Origin of the sequence: Sorangium sp. So ce1014, from assembly GCF_051521505.1 — a bacterium.
GTDB lineage: Bacteria > Myxococcota_A > Polyangia > Polyangiales > Polyangiaceae > Sorangium.
This window is the reverse complement of record NZ_CP150356.1, coordinates 6519828-6544592: the sequence shown is the minus strand read 5'-3', so window position 1 is coordinate 6544592 and position 24765 is coordinate 6519828. Positions and strand designations below refer to the sequence as shown.

The 24765-nt window shown below is 72.5% G+C and carries 25 protein-coding genes; 14 read left to right on the top strand and 11 right to left on the bottom strand.

Annotated elements, in window-relative coordinates; all coding sequences use genetic code 11:
• The first annotated feature begins 124 nt into the window (after nucleotides 1–124).
• A complete protein-coding gene (locus WME75_RS24600; protein ID WP_437475819.1) occupies nucleotides 125–847 on the top strand; it encodes an MBL fold metallo-hydrolase in 723 nt (240 codons plus the stop codon).
• A gap of 39 nt (nucleotides 848–886) precedes the next feature.
• On the opposite strand, the gene WME75_RS24595 is transcribed toward WME75_RS24600, so the two are convergent.
• Nucleotides 887–1243, bottom strand: coding sequence for a hypothetical protein (locus tag WME75_RS24595; RefSeq protein WP_437475818.1), 357 nt, complete (start codon nucleotides 1241–1243; stop codon nucleotides 887–889).
• A gap of 260 nt (nucleotides 1244–1503) precedes the next feature.
• Here WME75_RS24595 and WME75_RS24590 point away from each other — a divergent pair, with 260 nt between their 5' ends.
• The 5 genes from WME75_RS24590 (at nucleotide 1504) to WME75_RS24570 (ending at nucleotide 4903) form a co-directional block, all read left to right on the top strand.
• Nucleotides 1504–1677 carry a hypothetical protein gene (locus tag WME75_RS24590; protein ID WP_437475817.1) on the top strand — a complete coding sequence of 58 codons (174 nt, stop codon included), beginning with the start codon at nucleotides 1504–1506 and terminating at the stop codon, nucleotides 1675–1677.
• Nucleotides 1678–2243: 566 nt separating this feature from the next.
• Nucleotides 2244–2903, top strand: a complete 660-nt coding sequence (locus WME75_RS24585) for an FAD-dependent oxidoreductase (RefSeq protein WP_437475816.1) — start codon at nucleotides 2244–2246, stop codon at nucleotides 2901–2903.
• Between the two features lie 15 nt (nucleotides 2904–2918).
• A complete protein-coding gene (locus tag WME75_RS24580) occupies nucleotides 2919–3911 on the top strand; it encodes a DNA-3-methyladenine glycosylase 2 (protein ID WP_437475815.1) in 993 nt (330 codons plus the stop codon).
• Between the two features lie 95 nt (nucleotides 3912–4006).
• A complete protein-coding gene (locus tag WME75_RS24575) occupies nucleotides 4007–4618 on the top strand; it encodes a DUF488 domain-containing protein (protein ID WP_437475814.1) in 612 nt (203 codons plus the stop codon).
• Between the two features lie 69 nt (nucleotides 4619–4687).
• Nucleotides 4688–4903 (top strand): hypothetical protein, encoded by a 216-nt coding sequence (locus tag WME75_RS24570; protein WP_437475813.1) that lies wholly within the window; start codon nucleotides 4688–4690, stop codon nucleotides 4901–4903.
• Between the two features lie 45 nt (nucleotides 4904–4948).
• On the opposite strand, the gene WME75_RS24565 is transcribed toward WME75_RS24570, so the two are convergent.
• Nucleotides 4949–5629: a universal stress protein gene (locus tag WME75_RS24565; RefSeq protein WP_437475812.1), complete on the bottom strand. Its 681-nt coding sequence runs from the start codon at nucleotides 5627–5629 to the stop codon at nucleotides 4949–4951.
• A gap of 220 nt (nucleotides 5630–5849) precedes the next feature.
• Nucleotides 5850–6674 (bottom strand): SDR family oxidoreductase, encoded by an 825-nt coding sequence (locus tag WME75_RS24560; protein WP_437475811.1) that lies wholly within the window; start codon nucleotides 6672–6674, stop codon nucleotides 5850–5852.
• A 630-nt stretch (nucleotides 6675–7304) separates the two neighbouring features.
• Here WME75_RS24560 and WME75_RS24555 point away from each other — a divergent pair.
• Nucleotides 7305–11180 (top strand): serine/threonine-protein kinase, encoded by a 3876-nt coding sequence (locus tag WME75_RS24555; protein ID WP_437475810.1) that lies wholly within the window; start codon nucleotides 7305–7307, stop codon nucleotides 11178–11180.
• Between the two features lie 75 nt (nucleotides 11181–11255).
• Here the strand turns inward: WME75_RS24555 and WME75_RS24550 are convergent, their stop codons facing one another.
• Nucleotides 11256–12197, bottom strand: coding sequence for a hypothetical protein (locus WME75_RS24550; RefSeq protein ID WP_437475809.1), 942 nt, complete (start codon nucleotides 12195–12197; stop codon nucleotides 11256–11258).
• 270 nt (nucleotides 12198–12467) lie between these two features.
• Here WME75_RS24550 and WME75_RS24545 point away from each other — a divergent pair, with 270 nt between their 5' ends.
• From WME75_RS24545 to WME75_RS24525, 5 genes are all read left to right on the top strand, one after another.
• On the top strand, nucleotides 12468–13256 hold the full coding sequence (locus tag WME75_RS24545; protein WP_437475808.1) for an SDR family NAD(P)-dependent oxidoreductase: 789 nt from the start codon (nucleotides 12468–12470) through the stop codon (nucleotides 13254–13256).
• 135 nt (nucleotides 13257–13391) lie between these two features.
• Entirely contained in the window at nucleotides 13392–14780 is a 1389-nt protein-coding gene (locus tag WME75_RS24540) for an MFS transporter (RefSeq protein ID WP_437475807.1), read from the top strand.
• 104 nt (nucleotides 14781–14884) lie between these two features.
• Nucleotides 14885–15241 (top strand): hypothetical protein, encoded by a 357-nt coding sequence (locus WME75_RS24535; RefSeq protein WP_437475806.1) that lies wholly within the window; start codon nucleotides 14885–14887, stop codon nucleotides 15239–15241.
• Nucleotides 15242–15317: 76 nt separating this feature from the next.
• Nucleotides 15318–15701 carry a hypothetical protein gene (locus WME75_RS24530; RefSeq protein ID WP_437475805.1) on the top strand — a complete coding sequence of 128 codons (384 nt, stop codon included), beginning with the start codon at nucleotides 15318–15320 and terminating at the stop codon, nucleotides 15699–15701.
• Nucleotides 15698–16135, top strand: coding sequence for an HNH endonuclease (locus WME75_RS24525; RefSeq protein ID WP_437475804.1), 438 nt, complete (start codon nucleotides 15698–15700; stop codon nucleotides 16133–16135). The genes WME75_RS24530 and WME75_RS24525 overlap by 4 nt, the downstream gene beginning before the upstream one ends.
• Before the next feature lie 117 nt (nucleotides 16136–16252).
• On the opposite strand, the gene WME75_RS24520 is transcribed toward WME75_RS24525, so the two are convergent.
• Nucleotides 16253–17014, bottom strand: a complete 762-nt coding sequence (locus WME75_RS24520) for a hypothetical protein (RefSeq protein ID WP_437475803.1) — start codon at nucleotides 17012–17014, stop codon at nucleotides 16253–16255.
• A 245-nt stretch (nucleotides 17015–17259) separates the two neighbouring features.
• Here WME75_RS24520 and WME75_RS24515 point away from each other — a divergent pair, with 245 nt between their 5' ends.
• Nucleotides 17260–17787: a DUF2243 domain-containing protein gene (locus WME75_RS24515; protein WP_437475802.1), complete on the top strand. Its 528-nt coding sequence runs from the start codon at nucleotides 17260–17262 to the stop codon at nucleotides 17785–17787.
• Nucleotides 17788–17830: 43 nt separating this feature from the next.
• Here the strand turns inward: WME75_RS24515 and WME75_RS24510 are convergent, their stop codons facing one another.
• The 3 genes from WME75_RS24510 to WME75_RS24500 form a co-directional block, all read right to left on the bottom strand.
• Nucleotides 17831–18649 carry a hypothetical protein gene (locus tag WME75_RS24510; RefSeq protein WP_437475801.1) on the bottom strand — a complete coding sequence of 273 codons (819 nt, stop codon included), beginning with the start codon at nucleotides 18647–18649 and terminating at the stop codon, nucleotides 17831–17833.
• 74 nt (nucleotides 18650–18723) lie between these two features.
• Nucleotides 18724–19221, bottom strand: coding sequence for a Cys-tRNA(Pro) deacylase (ybaK, locus tag WME75_RS24505; RefSeq protein ID WP_437494915.1), 498 nt, complete (start codon nucleotides 19219–19221; stop codon nucleotides 18724–18726).
• 153 nt (nucleotides 19222–19374) lie between these two features.
• Nucleotides 19375–20298, bottom strand: coding sequence for a hypothetical protein (locus WME75_RS24500; RefSeq protein WP_437475800.1), 924 nt, complete (start codon nucleotides 20296–20298; stop codon nucleotides 19375–19377).
• 319 nt (nucleotides 20299–20617) lie between these two features.
• Here WME75_RS24500 and WME75_RS24495 point away from each other — a divergent pair, with 319 nt between their 5' ends.
• A complete protein-coding gene (locus WME75_RS24495; protein ID WP_437475799.1) occupies nucleotides 20618–21142 on the top strand; it encodes a hypothetical protein in 525 nt (174 codons plus the stop codon).
• A gap of 13 nt (nucleotides 21143–21155) precedes the next feature.
• On the opposite strand, the gene WME75_RS24490 is transcribed toward WME75_RS24495, so the two are convergent.
• From WME75_RS24490 to WME75_RS24480, 3 genes are all read right to left on the bottom strand, one after another.
• On the bottom strand, nucleotides 21156–21401 hold the full coding sequence (locus WME75_RS24490) for a hypothetical protein (RefSeq protein ID WP_437475798.1): 246 nt from the start codon (nucleotides 21399–21401) through the stop codon (nucleotides 21156–21158).
• A gap of 121 nt (nucleotides 21402–21522) precedes the next feature.
• Nucleotides 21523–23394 (bottom strand): DUF885 domain-containing protein, encoded by a 1872-nt coding sequence (locus WME75_RS24485; protein ID WP_437475797.1) that lies wholly within the window; start codon nucleotides 23392–23394, stop codon nucleotides 21523–21525.
• 109 nt (nucleotides 23395–23503) lie between these two features.
• Complete coding sequence (locus WME75_RS24480) at nucleotides 23504–24400, bottom strand: SCE4755 family polysaccharide monooxygenase-like protein (protein ID WP_437475796.1); 897 nt, start codon at nucleotides 24398–24400, stop codon at nucleotides 23504–23506.
• Nucleotides 24401–24765: the final 365 nt, after the last annotated feature.

Below are 24765 nucleotides of genomic sequence, written 5' to 3'. Positions count from 1 at the left end.
CGAGGGCATCCCACACACCCCGCGTCGGCGGATTCATGCCCGCGCTTGCGGCCTGCTCGCGGCGGCGCGATCGGTGGCAGGTGCGGAGCGGCGCCTGGCGCGGCTTGAGAGAGAGGAGGAGCAGATGACGGATTCATCGATGGAGACTCGGGTCACCGAGGTGGCTGATGGCATGTACCAGCTCCACACCCCGGTGGGGACCGGCGAGGCGGCGTTCTCGTTCAACCAGTATCTCCTTGTCGACGACGCGCCGCTGCTCTTCCACACCGGCTCGCGCTGCCTCTTCCCGGCGGTGCGCGCGGCGATCGCGCGGGTGATGCCGGTCGAGCGGCTTCGTTACGTGGCGTTCTCCCACTGCGAGTCGGACGAGTGCGGCGCCATGAACGAGCTGCTCGACGCCGCCCCGCAGGCGGTGCCGGTGTGCGGGCGGATCGCCGCGATGGTCGACGCGGACATGTTCGATCGCGCGCCGCGGGCGCTCCAGGAGGGCGAGGTCCTCGATCTGGGCCGGCGGCGGGTGCGCTGGCTCGACGCGCCCCACCTGCCGCACGGCTGGGAGTGCGGCTACCTGTTCGAGGAGTCCACCGCCACGCTGCTCTGTGGCGATCTCTTCACGCAGCCCGGCGCCGACCACCCCGCGCTCACGCGCGACGACGTCCTCGAGCCGAGCGAGGCCATGCGCCGGGCGATGGACTATTACGCACACGGCCGCGATGCGCCCCAGCTCCTCGAGAAGCTCGCGGCCACGTCCCCCCGCATGCTCGCCTGCATGCACGGCCGGGCGTACGAGGGCGACGGGGCTGCGCTCCTGCGCGAGCTCGCTCGCGCGCTCGCCGGCGCGATGTGAAGCACCATCGCGCTCGGGGTCCGCGGGCGCGGCGAGCGCTCAGCTCAGGTCGGGCTCGGGCTCTGCCTGCGCCTTTCGCTTGGCGCTGGCCGAGCGGGCGCGCTGCTCGGCGCGCCGCGCTTCATTCGCCGCGTCCTCGTACGGCGAGAGCAGCCGGTCGCGGAGGAGCGCGTGCGTCTCGTCTCTCTCGTCGTCGTACTCGGCGTGTACGTGGACCATGAGCGTGCCGTAGGCCTCGTGCCACGCCTCCACGGCCTTGATCGCCGGATCCGCGCTCTTCGCCTCGGTGACGCCGAGCTTCTGGCCGTACAGCTCGGTCCAGCGCCGCAGGCGGCCTGCCTCGGCCGAGAGCCCGAGTCGCTGCACCGCCGCCTTCACGTCTTTGCGAGGATGCACCCGCTCGGCATGAGCCGGCGGGCGAGAAATGCGGATCTGGCCATCCGGCCGGGACATCGCGCTCTCTGTGCTCCGACAAGCGCCCAGCACGTATTCGACGCGCGGCTGCGAGCCGAGGCGCGTCCCCCCATGCGGCCGTGTTATCATCGAAGCTTGTGTGAGGTGAGTCCACGTCCACTTGTCGCGCCCGTGTAGCGCTCGGGGCCCGGCGGTCGGCTGACGAAATGGATCGACCTCGGGGCGGGCAAGTGGATCGCAGCATGCAGGCAATTTCCTGCAAGGAGGGGGTCGCCGTCGCGGCGTCGATGCTCGCCGCGCTGCTCGCGCGTGACCTTCATGCCCGCCTCGAACGGCTCGTCGAGAACACGGCTGTCGCCGCCAACGACACCGCACGCGACGCCGTTCCCCCCTGCGCCGCCGCCACCGCCCCGTAGGCCCACGCGCACGGCGCTGCTCGTGATGCTCCAGGTGAGCCGCTGCCTGCCGACCCTTCTGCTCCTCGTACGCGCCGCCCACGAGGGCGATGCTCGCCTCGTCCGCCACACCACCCGCGACCTCGCCACACGGACATGCTCCGCGCGTCCCGCGACCGCAGCCGCGGCCGTCATCCCCGCCCGCTCCGCCATCTCCAAGAAATCGCCGAGCCGCTCACGCAGCCCAGGCCGCGTGACCGCAGACGGGCGGCCCGATCGCGCTGCATCTACGTCCAGGCGCCGATGTAACCGCCGAGGTGCGCCTACATGGTGCAAGAACAGAGAAGGGCGGCTTGACAGCCCGTCCGAGGACCCCAAGTGCGAAGTGTACCGATGCAATGCCTCAGTCCCACCGAGCTGCGGGACTGGCTCGACGGAGTGGACCCAAGCCATGCGCTGATCTTGCGGCTGTTCAGGGGGGAGACATGACCACCGAAGCAAAGTGGCCCATCTATTCGTTGAAGCTGAAGAAGCGAACCGAGGTGGCCGAACGAACGCTGGAGCTCCGGTTCGACAAGCCCGCGGAGATGAGCTTCAAGGCCGGCCAGTTCATGGACCTCACGCTGATCGAGCCTCCGGAGACGGACGCGGAGGGAAACGCGCGTGGCTTCTCCATCAACAGTGCACCGGACGATACCGAGCTGATTTTCACCACGCGCCTTCGAGATACCGCCTTCAAGCGCGTACTACAGACGATGCCGCTCGGAACCGAGATCAGGGTCGAGGGTCCGTTCGGCAATCTCACGCTGCACAACAACGCCAGCCGACCGGCAGTCCTCTTGGCGGGCGGGATCGGCATCACCCCGTTCCGCAGCATCGTGCGATGGGCCGCGCATGAAAAGCTGCCGCACCGGATCCTCCTCTTCTACGCCAACAGGCGTCCAGAGGACGCTCCGTTCCTGAACGAGCTCCGCGACCTCGCGCGGGAGGACCCGAGGCTCACGTTCATCCCGACGATGACGCAGATGAGCCGTTCTCACCTGCCCTGGAAGGGGGAGACCGGCTACATCGACCACGCGCTCATCGGGAAGTACCTGCAGAGCAGCACCTCGCCGGGGAACCAGATCACAGGACCGATCTATTATCTGGCTGGTCCACGCGCGATGGTCGCGGGCCTCCGCGCGATGCTGAACAAGGCCGGTGTCGATGACGATGATATCCGGACGGAGGAATTCACTGGCTACTGACGCGAACCCGAGCAGATGCCCGCACGATCGATCCCTGGAAACGCCGCCACGTACCCCGGCGAAGCGGCCGCGCAAGGGCGGCTCAGCACCCGAGCACCGTTTCACCTCGAGGCGACCGTGCGCGTTTTGCAGCGACGACCGGCAAACCCGGTCGAGGTCTGGGAGCGAGAGCGCTACCAGCGGGTAGTGGCGACGGGCGACGATCTCGCGCTGGTCGAAGTGGAGAACCACGGGACTATCGACAGCCCCGATGTTCGGTTTTTCGTCCGAGGAGGCGACCCTTCCACCGCCACGATCGCCGGGATCGAGCGGACCCTCCGTAAGGTGCTCGGCCTGGAGTTGGACCCAGAACCTCTGCAACATGTGGTCGAGGCCGAGCGCCGGCTCCGCGCCACGGCGCTCGCACTGCGAGGCATGCGACCCCCGCGGTTCGCTGACCTCTTCGAGGCGTTCGCGAACGTGATCCCCTTCCAGCAGCTGAGCCTGGACGCCGGTATCGCGATCGTCGGCCGGCTCGTCGAGCGCTTCGGCAGGTACCTCGATCAGGGCGGTCGCCGCTTCCGGGCGTTCCCCACGTCCCAGGCGATCGCGGAGGCTCGTCTCGATGCGCTGCGGCGATGCGGCCTGAGCGCCGTGAAGGCCGAATCGCTCCGGCACGTCGCCCGAGCGATCGAGTCGGGTGAGCTCTCGGAGCGAGGGATCTCGAGCATGACCACCAGCGATGCGCTCAGGATCCTCGACGAGCTACCGGGCATCGGCCCCTGGAGCGCCAGCCTGGTCCTGCTTCGGGGTCTCAGGCGTCTCGACGTGTTCCCGCCGGGCGACGTCGGTGCCCTACGCGGGCTCAGCGGGCTGATGGAACTTCGGCCTGGAGCGTCGCTGCGGCGCACCCTGGCGAGCTTCGGCGATCGCCGGGGCTATCTCTACTTTTTCGCCCTGGGAGGTGGCCTCCTCGCGAAGGGCCTCATTCACGCGGCGCCGCCGTCAACGTCTGCTCGCCCTCGGTGAGCTTGCGCCGCACGCGCCAGGGGACCGTTCGCGAGTTCTCCGCCGGTAGATGGTTGACGATCACGGGCTTGTCGCAGAAGAAGGGAAGAGGGCGCATGGCAAACGTGAAGCGACGGACGACGACGGGGAGAGTGCGGACCGCGCACCTCGGCGCCAAGAGGGCGGAGCCAGTGCGCCTCAAGCGGGCTTACGAGCGGCCGGAGGCGACGGACGGATACCGGGTGCTCGTGGACCGGCTGTGGCCGCGAGGCGTGCGCAAAGACGCGCTCGCGATAGACGTCTGGATGAAGGAGATCGGGCCGAGCGATGAGCTCCGCCGCTGGTTCGGTCACGACGCCGCGCGATGGGACGAGTTCGCGGCGAGCTATCGCGGCGAGCTCCGCCGGCAGCCAGCCGCCGGGTTCGTCGACGTGCTCGTCGCGCTGGCGAATCGTGGGAGGCTCACGCTCGTGTATGGCGCGAAGGATGAGCTTCACAATCAAGCGGCCGTCCTCCGCGAGGTGATCGAGCAGAGGGCGCACAGAACCCGCGCCCGCTCTCAGACTGCCAAGAACGCGGCCGAAGTCGCCCCCCTGGCGCAAGGTCGGGCTCTCGCGGAACCACGCCCTACCTCGTCGAGGAGGCGCCCCACGGGCGCTGCGAAGGGGCGCGCTGGAGGTGGTGCGCCGCGCACGCGGCCAACCGGCTCACGACTACGCTCGCAGTAACCCGAAAGCGTACGCGGCTGGAACTGCCACCGCGTGGCGTGGTGCAATTTGCGTGATGGAAGATCGGACATGCAGAACGGGCAGAAGCAGGTTGGCAAGCGCGAGCCGAAGCGGCGCGAGGAGGGTACCCCGGCGCGGCGCAGCGTGAAGCGTCCACTCGACAAGCAGGCAGAGGAGCGGGTCCAGCCCGTCGACGTCTTGCGCGACGTCGTGGACGAGGCGTCCTGGGACTCGTTTCCCGCGAGCGACCCGCCTGGCTGGACACCCACCAGAGCGGGCCTGTAGCGGCCGGCACGCTCTCTCGGCCGGCGGGGAGCCAGGCCCGCGACGTCAGGTCGAGAACCCCCAGGGCCGCATCGCGCGCCGCACCGTCCGCGTCGTCTCGGCACCCGAGTAAACGTGCGTGTGGAGATGGCCCTGGTGGCGCTCGCACCACAGGTTCGCTCCGCCGCTCCGGTTGCGCGCCACGAGGCAATCGGGGCAGGGCGGCTCGATCTCCGGCACGCGCCAGGAGTCGTCGTGGTGCTTGTCGCGCACGACGCAGACAGGGCACCCCGCGGTCCGCACGACGCGCTCGGCGACCGAGCCGAGCAGGACGCGCTTCACGCCGGTGCGCCCGTGCGTGCCCACCACGATGAGATCCGCGTCGACGTGCGCCGCGAGCCAGACGATCTCCCGGGCCGGATCGCCCGTGAGGAGGTGCGTGACCACGCGCTCGACGTGCGCGGGCCGCGACGGCACGGCGAACTCGTTGACGACGCTCGTCGCGAGCTCCTGGAGCCGCTGCGCGGTGTCCGCGGCGCTCGAGGTCCGGGCGAGGCCCTGCATGCTCAGCATCTCCGGCTGGCTGTCCGCCACGGTCACCACGTGGACCTCGCCGCCCGTCTCCTCCGCGTTCGCCAGCCACAGCGCGCGGAGGAGCACGCCCCGGCTCGCGGGCGAGAGGTCCACGGCCGCAAGGACGTTGAACGGCCTCGTGTCGCTCGAAGTGCTCGAAGAATTCGATTCCATGGCTTTCTCCCCTGCGATGTCCGCGTGTGTGTTCGTGATCGATCCGCACGATACGCAAGGAGCGTGCCTCTCGCCGTCTCCGCGTCGCGGCGCCAGCACACCGCGAGGAGCAGCTCGGGACGCAGCGGATGCGCCGGCCAGCGCACCTGATGCGTGGAATGCCAGGAGGTGTCGAATCGGGGCGGAAGCGGGCGAGCCCCACGCCGCCCGCCGGGGGCGCTCAGCCCGCCGCCGGGCCGGCCTTCCGCTGCGCGCTGTCGCAGACCCAGCGGACCACGCCCGGGAGCACCCCCTGCGCGATCGCGCCCACGCGCGAGCCGAGGTCGGGGTAGATCTCGAACCGGCCGCGCGCCATGCCGTCGGCCATGCTGCGCGCCACCGCGTCCGGCTCCAGCGTCTTCACTTTGCCCGCGATGGCCTTGGTCTCCGCGGGCTTGTACCGGTTCTCGAACGCGAGCTGCGGCGTGTCGGTGTCGGGCGGCATGCACACGCTCACCCGGACGCCGTGCGGCCACATCTCCGCGCGAAGCGACTGCGAGAAGCCGATCAGCGCGAACTTGCTCGCGGCGTACGGCGTGTAGCCGTAGATGCCGACCACGCCCGCCAGCGACGAGACGTTGAGCACATGGCCGCTGCCGCGCGCCACCATCGCCGGCAGCACCGCCTTGCACAGGTGGACGGCGCCGAAGAAGTTCACGTCCATCATGCCGCGGAACTCCTCGATCGGCAGCTCGAGGAAGCGCCCCGGCATCACGATGCCCGCGTTGTTCACGAGGTGATCGATCGGGCGCTCGGCTATCCGCGACTCCATCGCCCGCGCGACGTCGTCCGCCCGGCTGATGTCGAGCTCCAGGACGTCGACCCGCGCCGACGGGTGCTCCCGCCGGATGCCCACCGCCGCCTCGTCGAGGAGGGCGCGGCGGCGCGCGACAAGCGTCACCGCGGCGCCGTAGCCGGCGACCAGCCGCGCGAACGACAGGCCGATGCCGCTCGATCCGCCGGTGACGAGAACGCTCTTGCCCTGGAAGTAAGTTCGGGTGTCCATCGGCGGCGGAACCTACCCCAGGAGAGCGTCAGGCGCGAGATGCTCGTGCGGGGCCCGCCCCGGAACGCCTCAACGGGCAGCCACAGGCTTGAGGACCTCCCGACCGAGCTTGTTGAGCCTCTTCCTTTGCTCACCTGGTCAGCTCCTTCTTCATGCGCTTCAGTCCAGCGCGCTGCGGGCCATGGATTCGAGTTCAGAACACCGTACGGAGACGATGAGCCGTCGTGACGCGCATCCTGCGGACAGGGCGTTTTGCCCCGCTGTGGTGAAAATGCGCGGCCACACCCCAGCGCAGATCCGCCAGGGTGACAGCGCACGCGAGCCCGCCGCGAGGCGAGCCCACGCAAAATCGAGCCCGCCGCGAGGCGAGCCCGACGGCAGCGAGCCCGCTCCCAGGGAAGCCGCCGGGTTCCTGGTGCCGCACGGGATCGCGCCCCGCGCTGCATGGAGCTTCCGCCCGTGCTCCGGCGCTGTATGTTTTTTATCTCACATTCTGTGCTCGGTCGCGACCGGCAATGTACTGCTGTGTCCGGCCGCTCCGGGCGGACTCGCTGGCGATCGGCGCCGAGTTCGTCTACTCACCGTTGTAAGCAAGCTCATGCGAGATCTCAGGTAACACGGGAAGCCGAGATGCGCGTGGGAGATGTCATCGACCGTCGCTTCCGCATCGAGCGCCTCGCCAGCTCCGGCGGGATGGGCGACGTCTACCGCGCCCTCGATCTGGACACGAACGAGCCGGTCGCGCTCAAGGTCCTGCAGCGCCGGGGGCTCCAGGAGGCGATCCGGTTCGCGCGGGAGGTGGAGGCGCTCGAGGCGCTCACCGCGCTCCAGCACCCGGGCATCGTGCGCTACACCGCGCACGGCGCGACCGAGACCGGGCAGCCCTACCTCGCCATGGAGTGGCTCGCCGGCGAGACGCTGACCGAGCGCCTCGCCCGCAGGTCGCTCACCGTCGCCGAGACCCTCGCGCTCGGCTCGAGAATCGCCGCCACGCTCGGCGTCGTCCACCGCGCCGGCATCGTCCACCGCGACCTCAAGCCGAGCAACCTGCTCCTCGTGGGCGGCGCCATCGAGGGGGTCACCCTCCTCGACTTCGGCGTGGTGCGCCTCGGCGCCATCGACCGGCACCTCACCATGCCGGGCACGATGCTCGGCACCCCGGGCTACATGGCGCCGGAGCAGGCCCGCAGCGAGCCGAACATCGACGCCCGCGCCGACGTCTTCTCGCTCGGCTGCGTGCTCTTCAAGTGCCTCACCGGGCGCTCGGCGTTCCAGGGCACCGACGGGCTCTCGGTCCTCATCAAGGTCATCCTCGAGGACCCGCCGCGGCTCCGGGAGCTCCGCGGCGACATCCCCGAGGCGCTCGACGATCTCGTCGCGCGCATGCTCGCGAAGCCGCCGAAGGACCGGCCCCGCGACGGCGACGCGGTCGTGGCCGAGCTCCTCGCGCTCGACGACCTCGGCCCGGACGTCGTGAGCAGCCGCCCCTCGAACACCGTGCGCGGGGGCGAGATCACCACGAACGAGCGCAAGATGATGTGCATCGTGCTCGCGCGCGACGCGACCGGTGACGCCGAGGCGACGCGCTCCCAGGAAGAGGACCTGGAGCGCAGCAAGGCGCTCATCGCCGTCGCCGAGCGCTACCAGGGCGAGCTCGAGATCCTGGAGTCCCGCTCCCCGCTCATCGTGCTCTCCACCGGCGGGGCGCCGACCGACCTCGCCGCCCAGGCCGCGCGCTGCGCGCTCGCGCTGAACGCGCTGCTCGGCTGCGTGCCCGTCGCGCTCGTCACCGGCCGCGCCGAGATCTCCGCGCGGCTGCCGGTCGGCGAGCTCATCGACCGCGCCGTCCACCTCCTGCCGGCCGCCCACGCCCCGGTCGGCGCGGACGCCGTCCGACTGGACGAGGTGACCGCGGGGCTGCTCGGCTCCCGGTTCGACGTCACCCGCGACAGGGGCGCCCTCCGCGTGCACGGCGAGCGCGAGGCGCTCGCGACGACGCCGCCCCTGCTCGGCAAGCCGACGCCGTGCGTCGGGCGCGACCGCGAGCTCGCCCTCCTCGAGGCCGCGTTCTCCCACTGCGTCGAGGAGTCGACGCCGAGCGCCGTGCTCGTGACCGCGGCCGCGGGCGCCGGCAAATCCCGCCTCCGCACCGAGCTGCTCCGGCGCCTCCGCGACCGCGGCGAGGAGATCGAGGTGTGGATCGGGCGCGGCGACCCCATGAGCGCCGGGTCGGCCTTCGCCCTGCTCGCCCCGGCGCTGCGGCGCGCGATCGGCCTGTTCGACGGCGAGCCGATCGAGGCGCGGCAGCACAAGATCCGCGCGCGCGTCGAGCGGTACGGCCGGGGCGACTCCGGGCGCACCGCGGCGTTCCTCGGGGAGCTCATGGGCGTGCCGTTCCCCGACGGCGACAGCGTGCAGCTCATGGCGGCGCGGCGCAGCCCCGTGCTGATGAGCGACCAGATCCGCCTCGCGTGGGAGGAGCTGCTCCGGGCCGAGTGCTCGGCGAGGCCGGTGCTGCTCGTGCTCGAGGACCTGCACTGGGGCGACCTGCCGAGCGTGATGCTCGTCGACTCGGCGCTCCGCAACCTCGGCGATCAGCGGCTGATGGTGCTCGCGCTCGGCCGGCCCGAGGTGCGCGAGCTGTTCCCGAAGCTCTGGGCGGGGCGCGGCGTGCACGAGGTGCAGCTCTCGGGGCTGCCGCGCCGCGCGAGCGAGCGGCTCGTGCGCCAGGTGCTCGGCGACGACGTGGCGCCGGAGCTCCTCGCGATGATCGTCGACCGCGCCGATGGCAACGCGTTCTACCTCGAGGAGCAGCTCCGCGCGGTCGCCGACGGCAAGGGCGCCGACCTGCCCGAGACGGTGCTGGCGATGGTGCAGGCGCGCATCGAGGCGCTCGACGTCGAGGCGCGGCGCGCGCTGCGGGCGGCGAGCATCTTCGGGCAGACGTTCTGGCAGGGCGGCGTCTCGGCGCTCGTGGGCGGGGCGCAGGTGGCGTCGAAGCTTGTCGAGCTGGAGCAGCGCGAGGTCATCGCCCGGCGCGGCGAGGGCAGCCTCCCCGGCGAGGTCGAGTACAGCTTCCAGCACGCGATCGTCCGGGAGGCGGCCTACGGGATGCTGACCGAGGGCGACCGGCGGCTCGGGCACCGGCTGGCGGGCGAGTGGCTCTCGCGCGCGGGCGCGGCGGACGCGATGGCGCTCGGCGAGCACTTCGAGCGCGGCGGCGAGCTCTCGCGGGCCGCGGCCGCCTACTGCCGGGCGGCCGAGCAGGCGCTGCGGGCGCAGGACCTCGCGGCCGCGATCGAGCGCGCCGAGCGCGGGGTCGCGTGCGGCCCGACGGCGCAGACGCTGGGGGCGCTGCGCCTCGTGGAGGCCGAGGCGCACGTCTGGCGCGGGGAGCTCGCGCTCGCGGAGCAGCGCGGGACGGAGGCGGTGGACCGGCTGCCGGCCGGCGCGGCGCCGTGGTTCTCGGCGATCAAGCAGGTGGCGGTCGCGGCGGGCAAGCTGGGCGGCTTCGAGCGCGTGGAGCGCTGGATGGGCGCGGCGCAGGCCGCCGAGGCGGAGGCGGGGGGCGCGCTCGTGGCGAAGCACATGTGCCTCGGCGAGGGCGCGCTGCTGCTCGTGTTCGGGGGGCGCTACGCGTTCGCGGACGCGCTGATCGAGGCGATCGAGGGCGACGGGACCGATCTCGCGGAGCGGGAGGCCGAGGTGGTGGCGCGGCTGCACGAGGCGCGGTCGATCCGGGCGCTCGTGAACGGCGATCCCGGCGCCTGCCTCGCGGGGCTGTCGGCGGCGCTCGCTGCGTTCGAGCGGGCGGGCGATCGCGGCAACGCCTGCGCGGTCCGCATGAACGTGGGCTACATGCACGCGGAGCTCGGGGATTTCGCGGGCGCGGAGGAGGGGCTGCGCAGCGCGCTGGCGGGCGCCGAGCGGATGGGGCTGCACGAGCTCGTGGCGGCGACGCTGAGCAACCTGGGGCACGTCCTCGGTTACCGGGGGCGCATCGAGGAGGCGCAGCGGATCGAGCGGGAGGCGATCGCGCTGTCGCAGCGGCTCGGGGATCCGCGCCAGGAGGGGAGCGCGCGGACGTACCTCGCGCGGATCGCGCTGCTCGCCCGGGATTTCGAGGGGGCGGAGCGCGAGGCGACGACGGCGGCGGAGATCCTGCAGAGCGCGCCGCCGCTGCGCGCGGCGGCGGTGGCGGCGCGGGCGCGGGCGCTCCTCGGGCTGGGGAGGTTCGACGAGGGGCTGTCGGCGGCGGGGGAGGCGTTCTCGATGCTGGCGGCGATCGGGGTGATCGAGGAGGGGGAGTCCGCGGTGCGGCTCGTCTATGCCGAGGCGCTGGCGGCGAACGGGATGGAGGCGGACTGCGCGGCGGTGATCGCGGCGGCGCGGGAGAGGCTGCTGGAGAGGGCGGGGAAGATCAGCGATCCGGTGTGGAGGGAGAGGTTCCTCACGGTGCCGGATAACCAGAAGACGCTCGCGATGGCGGAGCGGTGGGGAAGGTAGGGAAGGGGAGAAGGGGTGCGCGGGCGAGCACGCGCGCGAGCGCGAAAGGCGGGGGCGGAGGGGTGAGGCGGGGGCTCAGTCTTCGCGGGCGGCGGGCGGGAGGCCGGCGTTCTTGCGGAGGGTGGCGATCAGGGCGTCCATCGCCTCGCGGTAGCGCTTCTGGGCCGCGGCGAGGCGCTCCTCCATCGTCTCGTCGATCTGCTTCACCTGCGTCGCGGACGAGTCGAGCATCGCCTTGCTGCGCCCGAGGTCCTCGATGCGCGCGTCCGACGCCTTCTTCTCCGCGTCGGTGCGATCGCCCGAGGACTGGAACGCGCGCTCCGCCGCCACGGCCTCGTCGATCGACGCCTTGATCGCCTCGATCTCCTCGAGCATCCGGCGGAGCCGGAGCTTGTGCTCGACCATGTCGATGTGAACGGTGTAGCTCGCGAAGCTCACGGCATCGGCCTGCCTCTCGAGCGCCGCGGCGTTCTCCTTGCCGAGCGAGGCGCGGTGACGGTCGATGCGGCGGTGCGCCTCGTTGCGGTCGCGGACGTACTTCTCGAGCTGGCGCGCGACGCCCTCCTCGAGCGCGTGGGCGGTCGCGCCGGTGACGTCGGCGTCGCACCCCTTCTGCTTGACGACGTACTGCGCGGCGCCGCTCACCTTGCGGTTGAGCTCGTCCTTGTTGTCGGCGAAGAACTCCATGGCGCCGTTCACGGCGCGCAGGCGCTCCACGTAGTCGTAGCTCCGGCCCGCCGCGTCGGCCTGCTCGATGACGTCGACGACCACCTTCCAGTCCGGCTCCTTGAGCTCATCCGGGTAGCCCGCGAGCTGGTCGGTGGCGCGCTTCGCGAGGTCCTCGCGCTCGCTGAACGACGTGGCCGTGGCCTGGAGCTCGACCGGGTAGCGCTCGGCGTAGCCGCTCTGCGGGGCCGACGAGGCGATCTCGGGCTCCGGCTTGGGGGCGCTGCAACCGAGCGCGAAGAGGTGGCCGGCCAGAAAGAGCGCGCCGGCGACGAGGCGGGGTCGGTTCATGGGAGCAGCGCTATAACCCAACTCCGACCCCGCCGGGCGCGCTCCGCGCATCCTACATCCGCGCCGCGCGGCACACGGAGAACGCAAGGCGCGCTGCGCTGAACGGCGCCGGAATCGCTTCCCATTTGGTCGCGCCCTTGGCATCGTCGCGGCCCGTTCTGCGCGCTGGGAGGTGCTCCGGGCGCGCGAGGACGGTTGCTTGATCTCGGCATTTCGAGCGCCGGAGCCGGTCACGGCGGCGCCGATCACCTTCGCGAGAGGACGTGCGGCATGGGAGCTTTGAAAGACAAGGTCGTCATCGTCACAGGCGCGAGCTCGGGCATCGGCCGGGAGACCGCCGCCGCGCTCGCCGCCGAGGGCGCGAAGGTCGTCGCGAGCGCGCGGCGCGAGGCGCAGGGGCGCGAGCTCGTCGCCGCCGTCAAGGACCGCGGCGGGGAGATCACCTGGGTCACCGCCGACGTGCGGGTGGAGAGCGACGTCAAGGCGCTCGTGGACGCCGCGGTCTCCACCTACGGCCGCCTCGACGGCAGCTTCAACAACGCCGGGGCCGGCTATCTGGCGCCGTTCATCGAGATGAGCAACGAGGACTACGACCAGTTCATGGACACGAACCTCCGCGGCGCCTTCTGGTGCATGAAGTACCAGCTCAAGGCCATGCTCGCGGGCGGCGGGGGCTCCATCGTCAACTGCGCCTCGGTGGCCGCGTCGCGCTCCTTCCCCGGGCTGTCGGCCTACGCCGCGTCCAAGGCCGGTCTCATCGCGCTCTCGCGCAACGTCGCCGTCGAGTACGCGCAGAAGGGCATCCGCGTCAACACGGTGAGCCCTGGCATCGTCGAGTCCGAGATGGCCACGGCGGGCTGGCGCCTCGACGATCCCAAGGGCCGCGCCTTCGCCGCGTCGCTCCACGCCATGAACCGCGTCGGCAAGCCGGGGGAGTTGGCCGCGGCGGTCGCGTTCCTCCTCAGCGACAAGGCCTCGTTCATCACGGGCCAGGACCTCATCGTCGACGGTGGCCTCGTCCCTGCCGCGTGGCCCGCGGGCTACGCGGGCGGGGGCTGAGCCGCGCTCCACGGCGCGGCCGGTGCGCGCGCCGCCGCGGAGCCTGCCCGCCCATCCCGGTGCGCCTGACCGCCCGCGGCGCTCGATTTCTTCCGATCCCGGGTTCCTGCGCCTCCAGCACACCATACTGCGGCCATGCGTCAGCCTGAACCTGTAGCGGCGCCGCTCCGGGGGGCGGGCGACGGCCGGCGGCCGGCGGCCTCCGCGCCGGCGCTCGTGCGCGCGCTCCGCCACCGGAACTACAAGCTGTTCTTCTCGGGGCAGCTCGTCTCGCTGGTCGGCACCTGGATGCAGTCGGTCGCGCAGTCGTGGCTCGTCTACCGCCTCACGGGCTCGTCGCTGCTGCTCGGCACCGTCGGGTTCGCCACGCAGATCCCTGTCTTCCTGCTCGCCCCCATCGGCGGCGCCGTGGCCGACCGGCGGAGCCGCCACCGCATCCTCATCGCGACGCAATCGGCCGCGATGGTGCTCGCCCTCGGGCTCGCCGCGCTCACCCTGAGCGGGCGCGTCGAGGTCGCGCACATCCTCGGGTTCAGCGTGCTCCTCGGCGTCGTGAACGCCTTCGACATCCCCACGCGGCAGGCGTTCGTCGTCGAGATGGTCGGCAGGGAGGACCTCGCCAACGCCATCGCCCTGAACTCCTCGATGTTCAACGGCGCCCGGATCATCGGCCCGGCCGTGGCCGGCATCCTGGTCGGCGCGATCGGCGAGGCGTGGTGCTTCCTCGCGAACGGGCTGAGCTTCCTCGCCGTCATCGCGAGCCTCCTCGCGATGCGCGTGCCGCCCCGGCCGGCCGCCGTCCGGCGCGGCTCGGCGCTCGCCGAGACGGCCGAGGGCTTCCGGTTCGTGGCGCGCACCGGGGCGGTCCGCGCGCTCCTCGTGCTGCTCGGGGTCGTGAGCGTCACAGCGATGCCGTACGCGGTGCTGATGCCGATCTTCGCCGACCGGATCCTCGGCGGCGGTGCGCGGGGGCTCGGCATCCTGATGGGCGCGTCGGGCATCGGCGCGCTGCTCGGCGCGCTCGTCCTCGCCGGGCGCAGGCGGCTCCGGGGCCTCGGCCACTGGGTCGCCGCGGCGTGCGCGGGGTTCGGGGTGGCGCTCGGGCTGTTCGCGCTGTCGCGGTCGTTCTGGCTGTCGGCGCTGCTGCTCGTGCCCGTCGGCTTCTCGATGATGGTGCAGATGGCGGGGTCGAACACGCTCGTGCAGGCGATGGTGCCGGACGCGCTCCGCGGCCGCGTCATGGCGGTCTACGCGATGATGTTCATGGGGATGGCCCCGCTCGGCGCGCTGCTCGCCGGCTGGCTCGCGGACCGGATCGGCGCGCCCGCGACCGTGGCCTCCGGCGGCGCCTGCTGCGTCGTGGCCGCGGCGGTGTTCGCGACGAGGCTCCCCCGGCTGCGGCAGCAGGCGCGGGAGCTCATCATCGCCCAGCAGATGGCCGCCGGGACGCCTGCGGAGCAGCTCACCCAGCCGGTCCCGGTGGAGGGATCCCCCGGAGAGCAGCGGTCGGTGCGGCCGGCGTGAGCGGGCGGAGCCGGCGTGCGCCGGCACCTCGCGTGCACGCAGCGACTCGAAGCGCGCGTGTGTGCAGGGGATGCACGGCGCACGTCGAGCGAGGGAGGGGAATCATGGGGCGCGATGAGAAGGAGCGGCCCGAGCCGCAGGCGCAGGGCAAGGGACGTATCGACGAGGTCGATCAGTCGAAGGGGATCTTCCGGCTCGACGGGCCGCACCCGAAGGACGCCGAGCTCCGCGCGCCGGGCACGCTCGGCGGCGGTCCTTACGAGGAGTCCGGTCGCGGCGGCCCGGCCGGCTCGCTCGAGCCGCGGGACCCCAGCATCGCGGCCGAGGCCGCGGCGGCGCTGCCGGAGGAGCAGGCGGCGCAGGGCGACGACGCGCCCGACGAGACGCGGCCGGTGGCGGGCGCGCTGCCGCAGCACGAGGAGCGGAGCGCGGAGGAGCGCAGGACAGCCGGGCAGGGATAGTGAGGCGCGGCGGCGGGGGAGCGCGGGTGGCGGTGGCCGGCAGGCAACGGCTGAGCGGGCGTGGTATCCTGTGTCCATGGCCGTGCCGGACCCTTCTGAGCTGGAGAAGATCCTCGCCGCAGCGCGGCGTCTGCCCCGGAAGGCGCAGGCCGAGCTTGCCGAGACGCTCCTGCGTGAGGCCGGAGCGCCTGGCGTCGAGCCGCCCGGCCAGCCCGGGCTCGAACCGCTACGAGGGATGAGCGAGACGGAGCTCGTCGCGCTGTCCAGCTCCGTCGTCGCGCTGGGCCGCCAGCGACGGATGACGGCGCTTCTGCGCAGGAGCTCGCGGGGGGAGCTCGGGGACGGTGAGCGGCAGGAGCTCGACGCATTGCTCGACGAGGCCGACCGGATTGCGCTGCTGAAGGCCAGAGCTGCGTATACGCTCGCCCAGCTGGAACGTCACCGCACGGCTGCTGCGTGACCGCCGGCCGGATCTCTCTCCGGCTACGCAAGCTGGTCCTCGCCCGCGACGCCGGCAGGTGCGCGTTCTGCCGCTGCGCCGAGAGCCTGATGGGCGTGACGTTCGAGATCGATCATGTCGCGCCCCGATCGACGGGAGGCACGACCTCGATCGACAACCTCTGCCTTTGCTGCCCGACATGCAACCGCCACAAGGCGGCGCGCAGGCACGCCCTCGATCCCATCACCGGTGAGAGCGTCCCGCTGTTTCATCCCATCCACGATACCTGGGAGGAGCACTTCGAGTGGCGCGAGGGAGCGACCCTCATCGCGGGGTGTACAGCGCCGGGACGCACCACGGTGGCGGCTCTCCAGATGAATCGACCCGTGATGGTCGAGCTCCGTCGTTACTGGGCAGCGACTGGCCTCCATCCACCGTCGGAGGGCACCGGATAGACGCTCGCGGTCCACCCGGAGGTTCCCCGCCCGGCCGTGCGGAGCCCGGCGCGATCGCCCGGCTCCCGGCCCTCCATCAGGTCGAGCCGGGGGCGGCCGCGCCGGCGCGGAGCGCGCTCACCGAGGGGCCGCGGCGCTCGCGACGCCCAGGGCGACGTATTTGCTGAGGGTGCCGAGCACGCCCATCTTGGCGCGGAAGTTCTTCATGAGCCGGTCGGGCAAGACCAGCTCGTCGAACAGGAAGCCGCCGAGCGCCGACAGCGCGCCTGTGAGCGGGCTGCTGCGCCGCCCCGCCGCGTCCAGCGCCTTCTCGTAGCCGATACCCCACACGAGCAGGCCCCCGGCGAGCACCGCGACCCCGGCCGGCGTGACGACCGGGTCGAACCGGTCGCTCGCGCGGCGCCCCCCGAGCCCGACCGCCGTCGCCATGGCGTTCATGGAGGCCCAGGGCGACCCGCGCTTGAGGGTGGAGGCTGCCATCATCGTGCACATCGTCGCTGCCGTCAGCACGGCGCCGGTCCGCAGCCCGCGCGTGACGATCTCGCCCATCCGGGTCCCCTGCTGAGGGCGCTGCGCTGCTGCGCCAGGCGACGCCTCGGGCGGCAGGGCTGTCGCCTCGGGCGGCAGCGCGCTCGCCGGGGCAGGCGAGGCCGCCGCCTCGGTCGGCATGGCCGCCGCCTCGGGTGGCAGGGCCGTCGCCTGGAGCGGTGAAGACACCCCCGCGGAAGGGGGGATCAGCGCCTCGGACTGGTCTGCCTCCGTGCCCCCCTGGCGGCCGACATGGAGATAGTCCTCGCGGCCGTCGTGATACGTGTAGGGGACCGGCTTGGGGCCCTGGTGCTCCGGCTCCGGCGTTCCTGCGGCGCGTTCCGGGTTCATTCGATTATCCATCTCACACCTTTCGACGATTCTGCGGAAACCTAGGATCGAAGGCGTGTGCCAACTCCGTGCCAGCTCCGTGTTGGCTGGTCGACGTCGCCGGGACATCGCCCCAGGAGCGGTCGACCCGGGCTCCCGCGCTCCCGCGGACGCAAGCCGGTCGCCCCGCTGACCCGGCCTATCCGCCCTCCTCCGCACGTGCCCGTGGTTTGACCCTCGCATGGCGCTCTGCCCAGGAGGACCCCATGAGCACAGCCCGCCCGCTCGAGAACGACACCCCCACCAGGACATTTCGCGCTGTGAAGACGGCCGGCGTGCTCTTCGGCATGGGCGCCGGTGGGCTGATCGACGGCATCCTGTTCCATCAGCTCCTGCAGTGGCACCACCTGATCTGCTTCAGCTGCCATCCGGGCGCCACGATCGAGGATGTGAGGAGAAACATCTTCGCAGACGGCTTGTTCAGCGTTGTCGCATTCGGTCTCACCGTGGCAGGAGTCAGCAAGCTCTGGAGCGCGCTGCGCGCGGGCGGAGATCCGCTGCCCGGGCGGATCTTCCCGGGCGCCGCCGCCGTGGGCTGGGGGGTGTTCAACCTTGTCGAGGGGGTGATCGATCATCACCTCCTCCAGATTCACCACGTCCGTCCGGGGCCCGGTCAGCTGGGTTGGGACCTGGCCTTCCTCGCGTCCGGGGCCCTGCTCGTGCTCGGCGGCCTGCGCCTGATGCGCGAGGCGCCGCCTCCCGCCGCCGCGCCGGCTCGCCTGTCAGCGCGATGAGGGGGAGCGGCGGGGCGAGCGCCGTGCCGAATCGTCTGGCCGATCAGGCCGGGCCCCTCTCGCCCTCGCCCCAGGCCATCTGCACGAGGCGGTGCAGCAGGGACAGCGAGGGCGGCTGCGCGCCCGCCTCGAGCGACGGAAACGCGCACGTCAGCTGGACCGCGGCGAACGGCGCCCTCCTGGCGATGAGCAGCTCGCAGTGGCCGCCGAACACCGCCGGGTTCCGGGGTGAAGCCGGGGAGGCGAGCGAGAGCCCCTCGGGGAGCTCCGCGAGCGCCCGCTGCAGGTCGTCGAGCTCTTCGGGCGCGAGGCGCCGCTCGCGCGGCCCGGCCGTGCCGCCCCCGCCCGGGTGAAGCAGCGCGTGCCCGCCGGCCTGCGAGCGGAACGGGCCGTCCGAGGACGGCGACAGCGAGAGCTCGACCTTGACCCAGCGGCGCCCTCCGCCGGCCGGCGCGATGCCTTCGAGGACGAGGAGCCAGTCCGGCGCCGGCCGGCGCGTCATCGCGCGCCCTGCCCAGCGCCGCAGCGCCTGGGGCCCCGCCCAGGGCGAGAGCCCGGCGTGCCACGAGCGGAACGCGAGCTCCTCGCGGTATGCCGCGCCCGGGAGCCACGCCCTGGCCACCCCGAGCGACTCCCACACCGCGAGCCCCGCCGCGAGCGCCGGGCCCACGCTGATGCACTGGACCAGCCCGGGAATGCACGCGGCGGCCGCGACGAGCACGGCGCCGCTCGCCGCGGTCGACGCCACAAGCTGGACCGCCCCGAGCCCGAGCTCCCACGGATGGCTGCCCTGGCACAGCTGCCGCAGCTCGGCGGTGCTCAGCTCGCTCGGGTCGCGCACGTCGCAGGCCGCTCTGGTCATATCCCTTGTCGCCGCCCCGGGCTCGGCCCGGAGCCGAGCTCTGCCATCCTACCGCGATCCGGCGGCGCGCGCCGTCAATCTGCGTCGCTGCCGGGCACGGCGATGGCGATGGCGCCGACCCTGGCGTTCGTCGCGCGCAGGTAGTCGCCGGGAGCGAGGAGGATCTGGGTGCCGCGCACGCCGGCCGAGATGGAGACGACGTCGAAGAGCTCGATGGTCTCATCCGCATAGACGGGATAGGCCTTCTTCGCGCCGAGCGCCGTGACCCCGCCGCGCACATACCCCGTGAGCGGCTGGACTTCCTTGAGAGGCACGGTGTCGACCTTCCGGTCCCCCGTGAGCCGCGCCATCGCCTTCAGGTCGAGCTGGGCGTTGCCCGGCACCACCGCAAGACAGACGCCGTGGCGGTCGCCGCGCGCCACGAGCGTCTTCCACACCTGCTCCGGCGGCAGGCCGATCTTCCTGGCCACCGTGCCTGCGGTCAGGTCGCCCGGATCGACCTCGTAGGCGCGCAGCTCGTACTGGATGCCGAGGCTGTCGAGGATGCGCGCCGCGTTGGTCTTCGTGGTCATGGGCCGCGCCATGCTATACGCGCCGGTGAGGGCGTCGACGACCTTCTCCCTCGAGACCACGGGGGGCTCGCTCGGTTCGGACCACGTTCATTGGGTCGCGGAGCCGTGCTCGTCGGTGAACCTGCCGGTGCCCGCGCTGCGCGCGGGGGCCGGTCAGCGCGGGCGGCGGTCGTGGAAGAGGAGCATCTCGAGGGTGCCGGCCTCGCGGAGCCAGGGCTGGTCGTGGGGGCCCGGCAGGACGCGGAGCGTGTGGGGGATCGAGCGCTTCGCGAGCTGCGCGGCGAGGGCGGCGTTCGCGTCGTGGAACGGGTCGCCCTTGCTGGTGAGCAGGTGGAGGTCGCGCGGGCCGGCCGCGGCGACGGCCCTGGCGAGCCGGTCGGCGTAGGCGGGGGCGCGATGGGCGCTGACGGCCGACTGCACGCCGCCCCAGGCGCCGAAGAGCTCGGGCCGGCGGAGGAACACCTCGATGCCGACGTAGCCCCCGAGGGAGCAGCCGTCGAGCGAGGTGCGGGCCGCGCCGTCGAGCACGGGCGCCTCGGCGCGGGCGCGGGGCAGGACCACCTCCGCGAGCCAGCGCGCGTAGCCGTCGAGCGCCGCGGAGGGGTTCGGCGCCTTGTGGACGTTGGGCGTGTACGGGCACGCGACCGCGAGGCCGCGGAACGGTTGCGCCGCGAGCGCGGCGTTGACCTCGGCGAGCCGCGCGTCGGTCCAGTCCTTCCGGCGCGAGGTGCGGCCGAGCGGCGGGCGGCGGAGCCGCTCGTAGGCGGACCCGAGGCCGTAGCGCTCGAGCCACGCGAAGGCGCCGAGGCGCGGGTCGCCGGTCTCGCCGAGGCCGTGGAGGAGCACGAGCAGCGGCACGCGCTCGCCCGGGGCGAGGTGCTTCGGGACGAGCAGCGTGAACCGCTGGCCGAGGGCGCGGTCGCCGGGGACCTGGAGGTCGCGGACGTCGAAGGCCGGCGGGGCGGCGGAGGGAGCCGGAGACAGCGGCGGGGCGGGGCCGGCCGGGTCGGCGAGGGCGGCGCGCGGGGCCAGGGCGGCGGCGCAGAGGGCCAGGAAGGGGCGCCGGGGGAGGAGCATGCGGGGAGTGTCGCAGCTCCGCGGCGGCCGACCAGCCCGCAGCGATGGGGCCTGCGGCGGCCCTGACCGGCGGTTGCGCTCGAGCTGCCCTGTCGCCGCGCCTCCCTCGGACTTCGTCCCCCGGCATTGCTCCGGCGCGTCGAGCCCCGGCCCCGGGACGCGAGCCTTCGTCAACCTCGTCCTCCCCCGGCGCACCGGGCCGAGGGAGATCGGTGATCACCGCGAAGGGGCCCAGAGCCGCCGGGGCTGACAGGAAATGCCCGCGCCGTGCGGTACAGGCTGGACGCGCCGAGCGCGCAGCGGGTAGACCGAGGCGCCCATGGCCACGACGCACGACGCAACGGACGAGACGCAAGACGAGGTGGGGCAGGCGCCCCCCGTTCGCCCTGAGGACCAGGACCCGAAGCTGTGGAGGGGCAGCGGGTGGACGGCGCGGGTCATCAAGAACGAGGACGACGACGGGTGGGCCGTCGAGATGACGTGCGACGGCCAGAGCGAGCCCTCGCTGGTGGGGCCGTGGACGATGGGGCGTGACAAGAAGAACCCGAAGCCCCTCGACGCGAACGCCTTCGCCACCCTGGTGAAGACGGCGAACGAGGTGCTGGCGCGCCACGCCCAGCAGCGCCGGGCGCAGCTGCACCGGAGCGTCACGACGGCGGTCGAGGGCGGCGCGCGGGTGCGGGTGGACCTCGACGTGGTGCCCGACGAGGACGACCCCCACGCCATCCTCACCGAGTGGGACGCGGCGGGGGAGGCCGTGCGGCGGGCGAGGGTGCCCGCGGCCTTCAAGCTCACCGCCGAGAGCGCGCGCAAGTGGCTCGACGGGGACGTTCCCGAGGCGTGACGGGGGCCGGCGCTCAGCCCGGGTAGCCCGGCGTCCAGGCCGGAGGGTCGCTCGCCGGGAACGACAGGTCCGACGCGATGTCCTCCGGATCGAGCAGCGCCTCCGACGTCCTGCGTGGCCAGAGCGCGCCCCCGCGGTCGACCGGCGTCTCCGGCGTCCGCTCCTCGCGCGCCTTCTTCCCCGGCTTCTTGAGTCCGGCCGCGGCGCCGTCGGGCGCTGCCGGCTGTCGCTTCACCGCCGCGTTCTCGTTGATTTCCATGCGTCACCCTCCGGCGCTGCCGCGTCCTCCTGGACAGCTGGGGCCGGCGAGGCGCGCCGCAAGGGGATCCCGCGCTGGATCGAGGCGGCCTTCTCTCTCCTCTCCTCGTACGCGTCCTCGCTCAGAGCGCCGGCTGAGCCCCCACGAACCGATCGAACACCGCCTTGCGCATCAGCTTCGGCGGCAGGATCCCCTGGGCGAGCACGAAATCGTGGAACCGTTGCGCGTCGAAGCGCGGGCCCATCCTGGACTCGACCTCTGCCCGGAGCTCCATCAGCCGGGTGAACCCGTAGAAATACGACGTCGCCTGTCCCGGCGCGCGGAACGTGTAGCGCTCCACCTCGGACTGCGCGAACGGCGCCGACAGCACCACCTCCTTCTCCAGGAAGGCGCGCGCTGCCGTCGGCGTGATCTTGCCGGCCTGGAGCTCCGGGTCCAGGAAGGCGCGCGCGGCCCGCAGCAGGCGGTATTGCAGCGAGACGAGCTGGCCCTCGGGCGGCATGAACGGGAGCAGGATGGCCTCGGAATAGAGACCCCACCCCTCCACATTGGCGCTGTTGTCCGCGAAGATGGCCCGCGCGATCGAGACGCCCCGCTCGACGAGCGACGCGAACTGGAGCTCGTGTCCGGGGCGCGCCTCGTGAGCGGTGAGCGTCCATGACGCCGCGGCATGGGTGAAATCGTCGATCTTCTGCAGCTCCCCCGTGGAGCCGGGCGGCCCCGGGAGGCTCAGCGGCAGCACGAACTCCCCTTGTTCTCCGTGGTTGTCGAGCAGCCGCGGCGGCCGCATGTGCGGCGCAGGCGCCTCGGCGCTCTCCGCGGCCGTGCCGAGCCGGATGCGCGCCGGTCTGTCGGGCAGGGTGACGAGGCGCTCTCTCCGGAGGATGGCCTCTATCTGGGCGAGCCGCTCCTTGTAGTGCGGCAAGATCGCCTCGCCCACCAGCTGCTCCTTCTTCAGGGCGCGGATCACGTCGCGGTGATCCGCGCTCGGCAGCTTGCGCGCGGCGGCGATCGACACCGCGAGCTTCTGCATCTGCGCCTTGAGATCGTCGAAGGCGGTGTGGGCCAGGGACGCGAGCTCGGCGGGCGGGAGATCGACGCCATACGACTCGAGCGCGAACGCATAGAGCGGCGGCGGCAGCGCGAAGCCGGTCCGAGCCCGGGGGAGCACGTCGGCGCGCAGCGCCGCGTCGTACGCCTCGAGCTGGCGAGTCAGCGCGGCGAGCGGCGCTTCATGGCCGCTGATAGCGTATTTCCTGAAGAGCTCGCCGATGCCCTCCCGCACGCGGGCGTTCGTGGCGAGGTGCCGCTCGATTTCCATCCTGGAGGGGGCGAGCAAGCCGGGCTTTCCGAGCTCGTGGGTGAGCCTGGCCCTGGCCCGCTCGGCGATGGGCGTGTAGCCCGCCTCCAGGCCGGCATAGCGGCGGAGCCGCGTGAGGGCCGCGGCCCGCCGCGCCGGGGGTAGCCGGTCGTCCAGCAGGCTCGAGATGCCCTCGAACACGAGCCCCGTGACGTGCACGTAGGTGACCCTGTGCTTCTCGTCGAGCTCCGAGCCGCGAACGGCCCGGTCCGCGGCGTCCAGCAGGATCTGCAGATCTTCGGCGACCGCCGGGGCCTTCTCGGCCTCTCGCCGCTTCTGGAGCTCGACGATGGCCGCGCGGTAGGCCGCGCGCGCCCGCGCCTCGGCCTCCGACGAGGGATCGGTGATCTCCGCGTCCGCGCGCTCGATCCCCACCGAGCCGGCGAGCTCCGGCGAGAACCGGGCGAGCACGTCGAGGAGCACCTGCGCGTGCTCGTTGCTGCGCTCCACCCACGCCGGGCGTCGTGGGGCCGCCGCGGGCGCAGCGGGCGCCGCCGTTGCCGTGCCCGCGACCGTCGGGGGGGCCGGCGAGGGCAGGGGGGCCGGCGCGGCGGCGGGAGGTGGCGCCTCGCGGGCACACGCGGCCATGAGCAGGGGAACGAAAACGACGGTGCGGAGCGCGCGCAGGGCCATATCGCACCTCTTGCACAGGCGCTGCCGTGAGCCAACCGCGACGACGGCTCAGAGGATCTCGGAGGATCTCACGAGCTCGCCGCCGGTCGCCTCGCGCGCCCACACGGGCTCAGCGGCGGCGGCGCCAGCGCAGGAGCCCGAGCGCCAGCAGGCCTGCGACGTAGGCGCCGGTGGGCCTCTCGGCGGCGCCGACACGGCATCCACAACCGGACGAAGAGGAGGAATCGGACGGTTCGGCCCCGGCGCTCCCGCCGTCGCCGGTGGATGCGGCGCCGCCGTCGCCGGGGCTGCCGCCCGCGGACGCGGTGCCGCCGTCGCCGGAGCTGCTGCTGCTGCTGCTATTGCTGCTCGATGCAGCGCCGCCGTCGCCGGATTTGCCGCCTGCGCCGCCGGACCCCGCGGGTTCACCCTCACGCGGGACGATCGTGATGGTCGCGCAGTGGTGATAGAAGCAGCCGCCCGGGTTGTTGATCGCGTGGTTTGACATGAACTGGCTGACCTGCAGCGTGCAGTTCTCGCAGGTGAGATCGTCGGGGAGCTTGATCTCGACGGATTGCGTCCCCGAGATCGCCGCCGTGTGGACGAGCAGGCCGTCCGCCACGAGGGGGAGCTGCGGATCGGTCTCGATCACGGTGGAGCCGCACGGCGTGGAGCCGGGGGTCACCTCCGGATCCGGAGGGATGGACTCCGGATCGGGCGCGATCGAGACGCGGTAATGGCCCGGGTGAAATATGGTCTCCTCGATCGTCAGGGTGATCGTCTCACCCTGGACATAGGTGGTCACGTCGCCGGTCAGCTCGACCGGCTTTCCGGGGTCCGCCTGGCCGCAGGGCGCGCTCTTCTGCGGGTCGCCAAGGTTATTCTGCTCCGAGTAGCAAGCCGGCTCGATCAGGGTGAAGTGGGCGTGAGCCACGGCCGGGTCGATCGCGGAGAGGGCCGCCGCGGCGAGGGCCGCCGCCGCGGGCGCGCGCCATGGCGCCTTGAGTCTCGTTCGTGATATTCGCATCGCATTTCTCTGGGTCAGGAGGTGGTCTCGGGCCCGCGCCCGTCGGGCCTTGCTGTTTCGTCTCGCAGGACGGCGCGGGCGGCTACTCTCCACCACCGCTTGTCCGCCGCCAAGCCCGAACCGGCACGCGGCAGCGACACATGAGCTCGATCTCGCCGCGACGACGACACCCGAGCTTGAACTCGCCGCTGTCAGCGGCCGTCGCACGGCGAGCGCGCCGCGGCCACGCCCCTGTCGCGCCTCGCGCGGGGCCGAGCGTCGGCCTCGGGACGGCAGCGCCGGGCCAGGGAGCTCGCCGTGGGATCCGGACGATGCAGCGACGTCACCGGCACGCCTCCAGGTCCCCCTCACCTTTGTGGTCGATT

Bases quoted from the DNA above. Each gene is read 5' to 3' on its own strand.
- WME75_RS24600 (WP_437475819.1), top strand. From the start codon at position 125: ATGACGGATTCATCGATGGAGACTCGGGTCACCGAGGTGGCTGATGGC.
- WME75_RS24590 (WP_437475817.1), top strand. From the start codon at position 1,504: ATGCAGGCAATTTCCTGCAAGGAGGGGGTCGCCGTCGCGGCGTCGATG.
- WME75_RS24585 (WP_437475816.1), top strand. From the start codon at position 2,244: ATGAGCTTCAAGGCCGGCCAGTTCATGGACCTCACGCTGATCGAGCCT.
- WME75_RS24580 (WP_437475815.1), top strand. From the start codon at position 2,919: ATGCCCGCACGATCGATCCCTGGAAACGCCGCCACGTACCCCGGCGAA.
- WME75_RS24575 (WP_437475814.1), top strand. From the start codon at position 4,007: ATGGCAAACGTGAAGCGACGGACGACGACGGGGAGAGTGCGGACCGCG.
- WME75_RS24570 (WP_437475813.1), top strand. From the start codon at position 4,688: ATGCAGAACGGGCAGAAGCAGGTTGGCAAGCGCGAGCCGAAGCGGCGC.
- WME75_RS24565 (WP_437475812.1), bottom strand. From the start codon at position 5,629: ATGGAATCGAATTCTTCGAGCACTTCGAGCGACACGAGGCCGTTCAAC.
- WME75_RS24560 (WP_437475811.1), bottom strand. From the start codon at position 6,674: ATGGACACCCGAACTTACTTCCAGGGCAAGAGCGTTCTCGTCACCGGC.
- WME75_RS24555 (WP_437475810.1), top strand. From the start codon at position 7,305: ATGCGCGTGGGAGATGTCATCGACCGTCGCTTCCGCATCGAGCGCCTC.
- WME75_RS24550 (WP_437475809.1), bottom strand. From the start codon at position 12,197: ATGAACCGACCCCGCCTCGTCGCCGGCGCGCTCTTTCTGGCCGGCCAC.
- WME75_RS24545 (WP_437475808.1), top strand. From the start codon at position 12,468: ATGGGAGCTTTGAAAGACAAGGTCGTCATCGTCACAGGCGCGAGCTCG.
- WME75_RS24540 (WP_437475807.1), top strand. From the start codon at position 13,392: ATGCGTCAGCCTGAACCTGTAGCGGCGCCGCTCCGGGGGGCGGGCGAC.
- WME75_RS24535 (WP_437475806.1), top strand. From the start codon at position 14,885: ATGGGGCGCGATGAGAAGGAGCGGCCCGAGCCGCAGGCGCAGGGCAAG.
- WME75_RS24530 (WP_437475805.1), top strand. From the start codon at position 15,318: ATGGCCGTGCCGGACCCTTCTGAGCTGGAGAAGATCCTCGCCGCAGCG.
- WME75_RS24520 (WP_437475803.1), bottom strand. From the start codon at position 17,014: ATGAACCCGGAACGCGCCGCAGGAACGCCGGAGCCGGAGCACCAGGGC.
- WME75_RS24515 (WP_437475802.1), top strand. From the start codon at position 17,260: ATGAGCACAGCCCGCCCGCTCGAGAACGACACCCCCACCAGGACATTT.
- WME75_RS24510 (WP_437475801.1), bottom strand. From the start codon at position 18,649: ATGACCAGAGCGGCCTGCGACGTGCGCGACCCGAGCGAGCTGAGCACC.
- ybaK (WP_437494915.1), bottom strand. From the start codon at position 19,221: ATGACCACGAAGACCAACGCGGCGCGCATCCTCGACAGCCTCGGCATC.
- WME75_RS24500 (WP_437475800.1), bottom strand. From the start codon at position 20,298: ATGCTCCTCCCCCGGCGCCCCTTCCTGGCCCTCTGCGCCGCCGCCCTG.
- WME75_RS24495 (WP_437475799.1), top strand. From the start codon at position 20,618: ATGGCCACGACGCACGACGCAACGGACGAGACGCAAGACGAGGTGGGG.
- WME75_RS24490 (WP_437475798.1), bottom strand. From the start codon at position 21,401: ATGGAAATCAACGAGAACGCGGCGGTGAAGCGACAGCCGGCAGCGCCC.
- WME75_RS24485 (WP_437475797.1), bottom strand. From the start codon at position 23,394: ATGGCCCTGCGCGCGCTCCGCACCGTCGTTTTCGTTCCCCTGCTCATG.
- WME75_RS24480 (WP_437475796.1), bottom strand. From the start codon at position 24,400: ATGCGAATATCACGAACGAGACTCAAGGCGCCATGGCGCGCGCCCGCG.